The sequence below is a fragment of the Cytophaga aurantiaca DSM 3654 genome (assembly GCF_000379725.1).
Lineage (GTDB): Bacteria > Bacteroidota > Bacteroidia > Cytophagales > Cytophagaceae > Cytophaga > Cytophaga aurantiaca.
The window spans coordinates 24,855-35,469 of record NZ_KB903644.1 but is presented as its reverse complement, the minus strand read 5'-3'; the positions used below and the strand labels follow the sequence as shown (position 1 = coordinate 35,469).

Annotated in this window: 6 protein-coding genes; 1 reads left to right on the top strand and 5 read right to left on the bottom strand. The window is 37.2% G+C overall.

Annotated elements, in window-relative coordinates; translation table 11 throughout:
- The 5 genes from A3EE_RS21425 to A3EE_RS0112755 all read right to left on the bottom strand — a co-directional run.
- The coding region (locus A3EE_RS21425; protein ID WP_245553843.1) for a pectinesterase family protein at window positions 1–2,672 on the bottom strand (2,672 nt) is incomplete at its 3' end.
- Between the two features lie 175 nt (window positions 2,673–2,847).
- Window positions 2,848–5,883, bottom strand: a complete 3,036-nt coding sequence (locus A3EE_RS20550; RefSeq protein WP_018343845.1) for a T9SS type A sorting domain-containing protein — start codon at window positions 5,881–5,883, stop codon at window positions 2,848–2,850.
- Window positions 5,884–6,171: 288 nt separating this feature from the next.
- Window positions 6,172–7,809, bottom strand: a complete 1,638-nt coding sequence (locus A3EE_RS0112765; protein WP_018343844.1) for a leucine-rich repeat domain-containing protein — start codon at window positions 7,807–7,809, stop codon at window positions 6,172–6,174.
- Entirely contained in the window at window positions 7,809–8,945 is a 1,137-nt protein-coding gene (locus A3EE_RS0112760) for a SprB repeat-containing protein (protein WP_018343843.1), read from the bottom strand. Before A3EE_RS0112760 ends, A3EE_RS0112765 begins: the two co-directional genes overlap by 1 nt.
- Entirely contained in the window at window positions 8,942–9,517 is a 576-nt protein-coding gene (locus tag A3EE_RS0112755; RefSeq protein ID WP_018343842.1) for an RNA polymerase sigma factor, read from the bottom strand. Before A3EE_RS0112755 ends, A3EE_RS0112760 begins: the two co-directional genes overlap by 4 nt.
- A gap of 109 nt (window positions 9,518–9,626) precedes the next feature.
- On the opposite strand from A3EE_RS0112755, the gene A3EE_RS0112750 reads away from it, so the two are divergent.
- Entirely contained in the window at window positions 9,627–10,505 is an 879-nt protein-coding gene (locus A3EE_RS0112750) for a PorP/SprF family type IX secretion system membrane protein (protein ID WP_018343841.1), read from the top strand.
- The last annotated feature ends 110 nt before the right edge of the window (window positions 10,506–10,615 follow it).

Here is a 10,615-nt window from a genome sequence, read left to right as displayed (position 1 = left end):
CCTGCAGCAGTTGCTGTGTAGCTCGCAGCTGTTCCAACTTGTGTTGTACCATTAAACCATTTATAAGAAGCACTAGTACTTGTAGTAAGAACTACGGAACCACCGGTACAGAATGATGTAGCAGGAGATGTGATGGTTGCAGTTGGCAATGCTGAAACTGAAATTTGTGTCACAGCAGAAGTTGCTTTACAGCCACTAGCATTTGTAATTTCTACCGTATAGGTTCCTGCAGCAGTTGCTGTGTATGTTGCAGCTGTTCCAACCTGAGTGCTTCCGTTGAACCATTTATAAGATGCACTTGTACTTGCTGTAAGCACTACTGATCCTCCTGTACAGAATGATGTAGCAGGAGTAGTGATGGTTGCAGTCGGTGCTACAGATATTGTTATTGTTGTTGCAGCTGAAGTGGCTTTACAACCACTTGCATTTGTTACTTCCACGGTATACGAACCGACAGTTGTTGCAGTATAAGTAGCAGCTGTTCCAACCTGTGTTGTTCCATTAAACCATTTATAGGATGCACCTGTGCTTGCTGTAAGTACAACTGATCCGCCTGTACAGAACGAAGTAGCAGGAGCAGTGATGGTAGCGGTAGGGATTAAATTGACAGTAGTTTTTACCGGAGCCGAAGAAACAGTGCATCCACTGGAGTTTGTTACATATACGGAATATGCACCAGCAGTATTTGTTGTATAGGTTGTATTTGTACTTACTTGAGTATTGTTGTTAAGCCAGCTATAAGCCACGCCTGAAGCAGAAGCAAGTGTTACACTATTTCCTTGACAGAAAGTAGCAGGTCCGTTTAAACTTAAAATGCTTTTATTTACCTTAAGTGTACCTGTACTGCCAATGTAAGCAGGGTAGTTGGCAGTTTTGAAAGATCCCGCTAAAAGATTTGTTGAACCCAATATTGTTACTTCGGTAGTTAAATTGTTATTCAAATCAATTCCGCCAGTAGTATCAATTTTTAGTGAATAAATAGCCGCAGTAGAAGGTGTTTGAATATTTAGTCGAGCAGCGGCGTTGACATGTACACCACAAACTCCCATTCCAGTTACGGATGCAATTTTGAGTACACCACTTTGTACGATCCATTTTCCTTTAAAGGCAGAGGCATCACTATTGATGAGTAATATTCCGACACTTGTTTTAGTAAGATTGGCAGAACCTTTAATAGTTCCGTTGATACCAAATATAGTAGCAGGTACAGAACCTGCTTGAATAGAAGAAGGTTGTTCGACAGTAATGTTTGCTTGGAGATCGAATTCAGGATTGCTGGTAGATACTTTTAACATTCCTCCTTGAAGTCTTAGGTCATTCAGAGTGGAGCTGGCGATGAGACGAAGTGTTCCGTTTGGTTCCACCATAACAGGAGCCGTTTGATTTAGATTTGCAATCTGTACTTCACCGCTACGGATGATGACGGTATCAATAGAAGTGGGTACTGCTTTTGGTGTCCAGCTGTTGGTGTTTGTCCAGGATAAGTTTCCGCTGTTATCGTAATTGTAAATGTATTTTTTAGGAACAGGAGGTTGTGTTACTGTTGTAAAACAAGCAGATGTGATAAAAGGTGTTGTGTTGTTATTTACAATATTATAAAAGATATCGCCTTCAGGATTTGGATCCCAGTTCGCTGTAAATGGAGTTGGATTTACATTCTTATCAAAAATATTTGTTCGTGTATAAGTCGCTGCTTGTGCAGTTGTAAGCTGATATGTCCATGTAGCTCTATTTGCAGTACCCGAACCCGGTCCACAATTTTTGTATTCAGCATAATAACAGGTTTGATCATTTGTATTGCCAGACCATTTGCTCCATCCAGCAGGATCTATGACAGAACTTTCTTCCGAGTTTATAAATACTACCTGACAATAGGGGCGCCAAGGTCTTCCTAGGAAAACCCCTGTGACACCTGAGTTGGATGTGATTTTGCAATTTTGGAATACATAACCAAATTTAAAATTTTGGACTGTTGAAGCAGCAGTTATGCACGTGGCTGATCTTACACTATTCAATTGGCAACTATCAAATAGCGCAACACCAGCTCCAAAAATATAATCAACTGCACCTTCAAGATAACAGTCTTTTAAATAGTATCGTGTGCCGGCCCATGTTAAATAAGTATCCTGGTGGCCTGTTATTTTGCAGTGGTAATAAAATTGTCTGTCAGCATTTGAGTTTAGTGCCACAGCTTGACCTACATCTCCTGCAGTATTTATAACTGTAATATTCATCATTGTAAAATCAGGAGCAGCGGCATAAAGTGTATGACTTGTAGAAGTTCCGATTGCTGTTCCATTGGCATAAGTGATGATGCCATTGTATATTTTCCCAGATCCTGAATAGTCACCATAAGCAATGATAGTACTTGCAACATCTTCACCGATTAAAACTAAATGTGTTTTAGTCGAAGGGATTTCTACTTTTTCAGTATATGTTCCCTTCTTGATAAAAATAACCTGTGGAGTTGTACTATTATTGGGTATAGCATTAATAGCTGCCTGAACGGTAGTGTAATTGCCGGAACCATCTTTAGCTACAGTGAACTTAATATTTGTTCCCAATTGATTTTGAATTGGGCTTTGTGCATTGGTGTGTAGGGAAGAAAACCCTACAATAAATAAAATAAAAATGATGTATTTAAATTGTGAGAGAATAGAAAATCCTTTCATGCATGAAGTTAGTTAGAAGACAAATGATCTAACTTTAAATACAAACAAAATTTTTAAAAGTAACCAGTTTTATGTATTAACTTCTTGTTGTAAAGTAATATTCTGTATTTTAATTGATTATGAATTATAAATTATGAATTTTTTATTCATAATTTATAATTCATAATTGGCATTCTTATTTTTTTACAATCTTGGTTGTGTATGTTCCTTGTTCGGTAGATATGATTACCGTGTATAAGCCAGATGCAATGTATTCACCAAGTGTAACCTCTGTTGTATTTAATCCCTGTCTTGTTTCAACAAGCGCACCTGATGCACTAATGATGGTGTACGATTTAATCATTCCGTAATGATCTACAGTAATTGTTGTGCTTAGATCAAAGGGTTGAGGTACTACATTGATATTTGCAGACGTACCGTTTACGGTTGCAGTTGTGACACAAGCTGTGTTGCCTGTTGTTCCGCCTACACAAACTGAGCAGTTATCTATGAATGCGGCTCCGTTAGGAGTGCCATTACAATCTAAACAGGAAGCTTCCGTATGACCACAACCGCAGTTACCTGCTTGCGTTTTTCCTGCATCCGCCGGACAAACATCACCTGCTGTTGCAACATAACCATTAGGTTTTGTGCATGAACTTAATGTATTGGCAGCATCCCCCAGACCATCATTGTCTGTATCCGCATACCATGTTACGGATGATGCAATAGATATTTGTATGGGAGCTGAAGTTGCTTTACATCCTGAAGTATTTGTTACTTCCACGGTATACAAACCCACAGTGGCTGCAGTATAGGTTGCCGCTGTTTCAACCTGAGTGGTTCCGTTGAACCATTTATAAGATGCACCTGTGCTTGCAGTGAGTACCACTGATCCTCCTGTACAGAATGAAGTAGCAGGAGTAGTGATGGTTGCAGTCGGCGCAGCAGATACTGTTATTGTTTTTGCAGCAGCAGTTGCCTTACATCCTGAAGCATTGGTTACTTCCACTGTATACGAACCCGCAGTGGTTGCAGTATAGGTTGCCGCTGTTCCAACCTGAGTGCTTCCGTTGAACCATTTATAAGATGCACCTGAGCTTGCAGTGAGTACCACTGATCCTCCGGTACAGAAAGATGTTGCAGGAGTAGTGATGGTTGCAGTCGGCGCAGCAGATACTGTTATTGTTGTTGCAGCTGAAGTTGTCTTGCATCCTGAAGCATTGGTTACTTCCACTGTATACGAACCCGCAGTGGTTGCAGTATAAGTTGCCGCTGTTCCCACCTGAGTTGTTCCGTTGAACCATTTATAAGATGCACCTGTGCTTGCTGTAAGCACTACAGAGCCTCCGGTACAGAAAGATGTTGCAGGAGATGTGATGGTAACAGTTGGTAAAGCATTTGCTATTACTGTAGCGGCAGATGATGTGGTAGAACAATTAGAAGATTTGGTTACAACTACTGTATACGAACCACTGGCTGCAGCTGTGTAAGATGGTGCTGTTGCTCCGCTAATCGTAGTTGTTCCAATTTTCCACTGGTAAGTTAAACCTGTTCCTGCATTTGCATTTAATTTGACGTTACCTCCCTCACAGAAAGTTGTATTTCCTGTAGCAGTTATTGTTGCAGCCGGAGTAATACATGCTGTCCCCGAAGGTTCAACTACAACAGAAACTGTAAAAGTGAATGCTGTTCCATCCGATCCTTTTATAGTAAATGTATAACTAGACATTCCGGAGAAATTTGTAGCAGGAGTAAAGTGTGCTGTTGTACCTGTTAGTGCTACTGTTCCGTTTAGTGCATTGCTGACAGTAAATGTCGGAGAAACATTTGCAAATCCTCCAGCATAGGTACTAAGATCTAAATCAACAGCGGTGTTTTGCAACGTTTGTGCATGCACTTCTGCTAACCAATTGATGTATTTTTCAATATTCGCATAACCATCGCTGCCTTTAGTCATCGCATCATTACTGTTGCCATTTAAACCAAACGTTTTCTCCCAGAAATCAGGCATCCCATCATTATCCGTATCTGTTGGTTTGGTACCTGTTACGATTGTTCCATAACCATCATTCCCTAAACCTGTTTGCGTCTGACTTGTATACAATGCTCCACCGGGGCCGCATGTGTTTGCACCTGTTCCGGTTGTTCCTGATCCAAGTTTTCTTATTTGAGACATGACCAATTGATCCATTTGGTCATGTGGAAATGTTCCGGCAACCGAGGCAGCATAACGATATGCAGTAGCTGCACTATACGTAGTTATAGCATTTGTGAGCGTTGACCATGGCGCTGTTAAAATAGTTCCCGCACCTTGATACCAATAGGGGGTCGTAGAAGTGCCATTTAAAATTCCATCTAAATTACTGTCTTTTAAATTTCCGGTGTAGTAAATACTTTGATTTTTATCTACCTGATACCACTGATTGTCTGTACCTGTAGATGCAGGTCCTTTGATAAAATAATTGTTTATGATGTCATGTTTGAAATTTGTACTGGTGTGTGTGGTATATCCTGCAGAACAATTGTATAGTACGTTATTAACAAAGATGTCATTTACTTTATCGAGTGGATTTCTATTGTGAGAATTTGCAAAGATGTTGTATGCCCATGTCCAATTACTGTTAACTGATTCGCAATGTGCACCAAATTGCTGACCAGTGGGATTACTGATTATGCAATTTTGAAAGGTAATGTTTGTTACAGGACGGTTTACGTAATCATCGCTTACACCGTCAATGTTATTCCATGGAGCAAAAGAAAAAGAACAATGATCCATAATAACATCTCTTGCTAAATATAAACTAAGAGCATCGTCTTCCGTGCTGGCAGTTTCGCTACCCGGACGAATACGAATGTATCGGCATATAATGTTAGAAGATTTGGCGAAGGAAATTTCTCCACCTTTAAAACCAATACCTTCTCCAGGTGCTGTCTGTCCTGCAATAGTTAAATTGCTTTTACAGGAAACTGCAGTTAGCAAAGTGATATAGCCACTTACATCAAATACAATAATGCGGTTTGATACACTAACCGCATCACGGAATGATCCAGCTCCAGAATCATTTAGATTCGTTACGTGATAAACTGTTCCACCGCGACCTCCGGTTACATCTTTACCAAAACCAACAGCAGTAGGGAATGCTATGGTTTGGGCAATACTTTTACGGATGCTTATAAATGTATTGAAGCAAACAAGTAAAATGGCAAATACAAATATTTTTTTATTCATAATTTATAATTACTAGTCTTATTTTTCACAATCTTCGTTGTGATGATTTCTGTATAATCCCGGGAAGCAATAGTTTTATCGATTGTGACTTCATACGATTCTATAGCATTTAAATTAGAAGGCTTCACTTAACGTTAAGACAAAAAAAATCTAAAAAAGTAACGGGTTTATTCAGCTTTTATCTGAAAGAGATTGTATTTGTTGGTTTGAATAAGCTTATAAAAATCGTACCTCATTCATTTTTTTATGAATGAGGTACGATTGGATATTATTAAATGGAAAGGGAATTTATCTCATAAGGCTTACGCCAAAGCTGCTGGATCCGTTTATAACAATAACATAATAACCTGCATCTGCTAAACTGCCATCATTGGTTGTACCATCCCATGCGGCAGGGACACTCATTGTTCGGATTAATTTTTTAGAAGAATTGTAGATCTGTATTGTTCCTGTATTCGGAATGAAATAATTATCCATGATGCCATCTCCGTTAGGAGAGAATACAGATTCACAATCAACTCCTTTATCTAAAAGGAACGGTTTCATAGCCGAGCAGTTTTTAGAATCGGTTACTGTTAATATATACGTCCCGGGAATTATATTCTTGAATTGAGTATCAGTACTACCTGGAATATTACTTACCGGACTGGTTGATTGCAGGGTATAGCTTACTGGTGCAGTTCCCCCATCAATTGTAGTTCCTGCAATATCGATTAATGAACCTTCACGGCAATCCGAAGAAAGTACACTAAGATTTATTGTGTTGATTTCAATACATGGACGAACTGTTAATTTTGAATAATTAGTTCTTAACGTTAATCCAGTTAATGCAGGGTTGGTTATAGTGGTGTAGTATGTTCCTGAATCACCCATAAATACAGGAGCAAACGTATAATAGTTTTGAGGAGAATCTATCAGAACCTGTATTCCGTTTTTATGCCAGGTATATTTATTGGTAGTTAGTGCCGGATCAATAGACACCTGATACGTGAAATTGTTTGTTTCGCGAATAGTTGCATATAAAGGCAGGCTTACTTCTTTTTGTGGTGAATAGGCAAACACAGAAAATGTATTCAATGATGTTAATGGAATCAGATCTTCAAACGTGAGATAATTATTTTCAATTGTAGCAGATATTAAATTCGGTTTATTGCCGAAGAAGGGAAGAGAAGTAAGTTGACAGTTTTTTGCAGAAATTTTTATGAGTTTTGTATTGCTATCCAAGCCCGAAAGTTTCGTCATATTGCTATTATCGCAATTGAATCTTTCCAGATTAATTAAAGAGTCAAGGCTTGGAATGATATGTATATCGGTATTTCCAACGTCTAATTGCTGTAAACCGGTATTGAATTTTAAGTCAGGAAGCGAGGTGAGCGGATTGTGATCTACAGACAATGTTTTTAAATTTGTCAATTGAGAAAGATCTGGTAGTGTTGTAATGTTATTTCCTGAGCAGGTTAAATACAACAACGTTGTTTTTGTTTCAATATTTGATCCTGCTAATGAAACGATCTTGTTGTTTACAATATATAGATCGGCCAATTTATAAAGTGCAGTAAGGTCGGGAATAGAGGTGATTTGATTCCCGTTTATATAAATTCTCCGAAGACCTTTCATAGAACTTAACTGAGGAATACTTGTAAGTTTATTATTGCGTAAACGAAGAATACCTGTTGATTCAAAGAACTGGATACCATCTGCATTTGTAATTCCGGCATTATCGAGATTCAAGTCTGCGGACATTCCTCTTGCTTTTGCAACAATCAATTGACCATTGGCATTAAAAAGTGTATCGTAATTTTTCATTAAAGCCTTATACAGACTATCATCCGGAATGGTATAATATGTTTGTGCTTCAGCAGAAAATAATGCTGCTATGTAAAAATAGAAAAGACACAGATACGATATGTAGTTGATACGTTTCATTATCTAATAATATTTACTTCCCCCGTTACTTTTGTGCCATCAGTATATTCGATAATATACACATAAAGCCCTGCCTCGGCAAGTACCCCGTAGCCGTCTGTTCCAGACCATTCAACATGATCTGCAGATGGATTGCTTGCACGGTAAATAATTTTTCCGCTGCGGCTGTATATCGTTACGTTTCCTTTTTTATCTGCATCGAATGGGATGCTGCATGTTTCACCAATAGTTGGATTGATGTTAAATTTCACTCCTTGTTGCAGACTTGGTGTACAGTTCTTTTCCAATACAGTTGCTATGTATTCCGTAGAACAACCATTCTTATCAGAAACTTTTACTTCATATGTGCCTGCACCCAGATCCGAAATATTTTTTTCTTTAATTTTTTTATTGTTCAATGTGAATACATACGGAGCAATACCGCCTGATATTTTATCAATATGAATAGATCCGGTTTCTGTGTTCGAACAAGATGTTCCAGTTGTAATTGAAGCAGATATTTTAATTACAGAGCAATCAATTGTTTTAGATACTTCTGTAGGTTTTGTTTCAATTAAAGAGGTATGGTTTGTGTTTATCAGCTCACTAACTGTTGGTATGATTACTTCTTTATGTTCGGTCGCCTGAATATTATCAGTCGCTGTAATTACATCTTTTGTTTTGCTTACTTCAGTTGCTGAAATAGCATTTGGTGTCTGTGAATTTTGATTTGTATTGTTAGACTGAGTCTGATGTATTGCTTTATCAACTTCTCCTGATGCTGCAATAACAGGTTGCGTTTTATTTTCATTTGAATGTACTGTAGATTCCTGGATAGATGGATTTACAACGTCTTTATCAGGGAGCACATAATATAAAATTGCTGATAAAGAAACTAAGCCTACACCAATCCACTTCCAGTTCATTCTAAAGAAAGATGGGTTTTGTATGTTTGATAAATCCTTTTCAATTTGAGTTCGTACATTTTTTAATTCCGCTTCCAGTATAAATCCATTTAACATACGTTGTTCGGCAACCTCTTGTGCAAATGTTTCGTCTTGCATTAGTTGATTTTCAAACGCACTCAATTCATCGCCTTTGAGTTTGTTCTCAAGGTATTGATCAATCAGATAATATTGTTCCAGATCTGTTCTCAAGGCTTTAGAATATTTAATAAATCAGAATTTTCTTTTATGATTTTATGGAAAGATTGCTTGCATCTGTAGTGCATTGTTTTTGCTGCATTTTCGCTTGTAAGATTCATCTTTTCCTGAAGTTCTTTCATGCTTAGTTTTTCATATGCAACCATGCCCAATAATTTTCTGCAGGCTTCATCCAATTTACTGTAGGCTACATCCAGTGCTTTTCGTTTTTCTTTAGAGATCATCGTGTCAAGCTGATCGTTTGTATTATCAGACAAATGTTGATCCTGAATATCTACATGCACAAGGTTTCGTTTTCGTTTAGCAGTATTGATCCATAAATTTTTACTGATTGTGAAAATATATGCATCAACAGATAAGTTATTCTCGAATTTATTCTCAATGACAGATTTAAAGAAGATAATAACTGCATCCTGAAATATATCGTTTGCCTCATCCTGCGAACCATTGTTGTTTAAGATATAACCTTTTACTTTTTTGAGGGTATGGCTGTACAAATAAGACAACGCTTTCTCGTTTTGCCTGTTTTTGATACACTCAACAATTGTTCTGTTTATATCCTCCACTGTTATTATGACAAACTACTTCGTAAAAAGTAACAACCTTTTGTAGATTATTTTAGTAATAAATGTAAAAAATATTTTATTATTAACGGAATTCATGTTGTTTTGTTCAATGAATTACAACATTAAGTGGTATATTCTTGTAGTGTTTTTTGGTGTATCTTCTATTGTAGAAGGACAAAATGGAACACTTATGCCCGATGTTTACGATCAGTTTTTTCAAAATTATTACCTGATAAACCCTGCTAATACAGATACTTCTGAAATAATACTTAATATGGGACATAAGTCTCAAATAGGCATTTTTCGAGGAGTAAGACAAACATACTTTGATGCCAATTTTCGCATTAAATCTAAAAATCCGAATGCAAGACAGTATGTAGGTGTACAACTCTTTAATAATAGCGAAGGTGATTTTTTTAGTAAAAACAGAGCATATGGAAGGTATGCATTTGATATAAGAATTACGGAGGCTTATTATTTATCAGCAGGGTTGTCGTTTGGCATGGTGAGCTATGCATTTAAGGCTACTCAATCCAGTGCGGGAGGTTCTGATTTTACGTATGATGGTAGTTTAGGTTTGTGGTTGGTAGGAAGAAAATTGAAAGTGGGGACTTCCATGCAGCAGGTATTTCAAAAAACACTTACTCCAATCGGACAAACATTTGAATTGAGAAGACAGTACAATGTAAATGCTTCATACAGTCTTTTTATTAATCCATACATTGAATTAACTACACACGCGTGGTATAAATATCAGCAGTATCATAAAAATGATTTTCAATTGGCAGCGATTGTTACTCTTCAAAACTTAATTGAATTTGGAGGAAATTACCGGTATCAAAAGGGGGTAGTATTGGTAGGAGGATTGAAAGATATTCATATTGGAACATCCAGAATATGCATTGCTATGTCGTATTCAACAGGAGTGTTAAATTACATTGCTAAAGGAGATAATGCTGTTGAAGTGTTTTTGAAGTACAGTAAGTAATTATGAATTATGAATTATGAATTATGAATTATGAATTATGAATTATGAATTATGAATTATGAATTCATTTCCTTTAATGTATAAACAAAGAGGTCATGTAAAATTTTACA

Coding starts and splice junctions, on each gene's coding strand:
- A3EE_RS20550 (WP_018343845.1), bottom strand. CDS start 5,883: ATGAATAAAAAAATATTTGTATTTGCCATTTTACTTGTTTGCTTCAAT.
- A3EE_RS0112765 (WP_018343844.1), bottom strand. CDS start 7,809: ATGAAACGTATCAACTACATATCGTATCTGTGTCTTTTCTATTTTTAC.
- A3EE_RS0112750 (WP_018343841.1), top strand. CDS start 9,627: ATGAATTACAACATTAAGTGGTATATTCTTGTAGTGTTTTTTGGTGTA.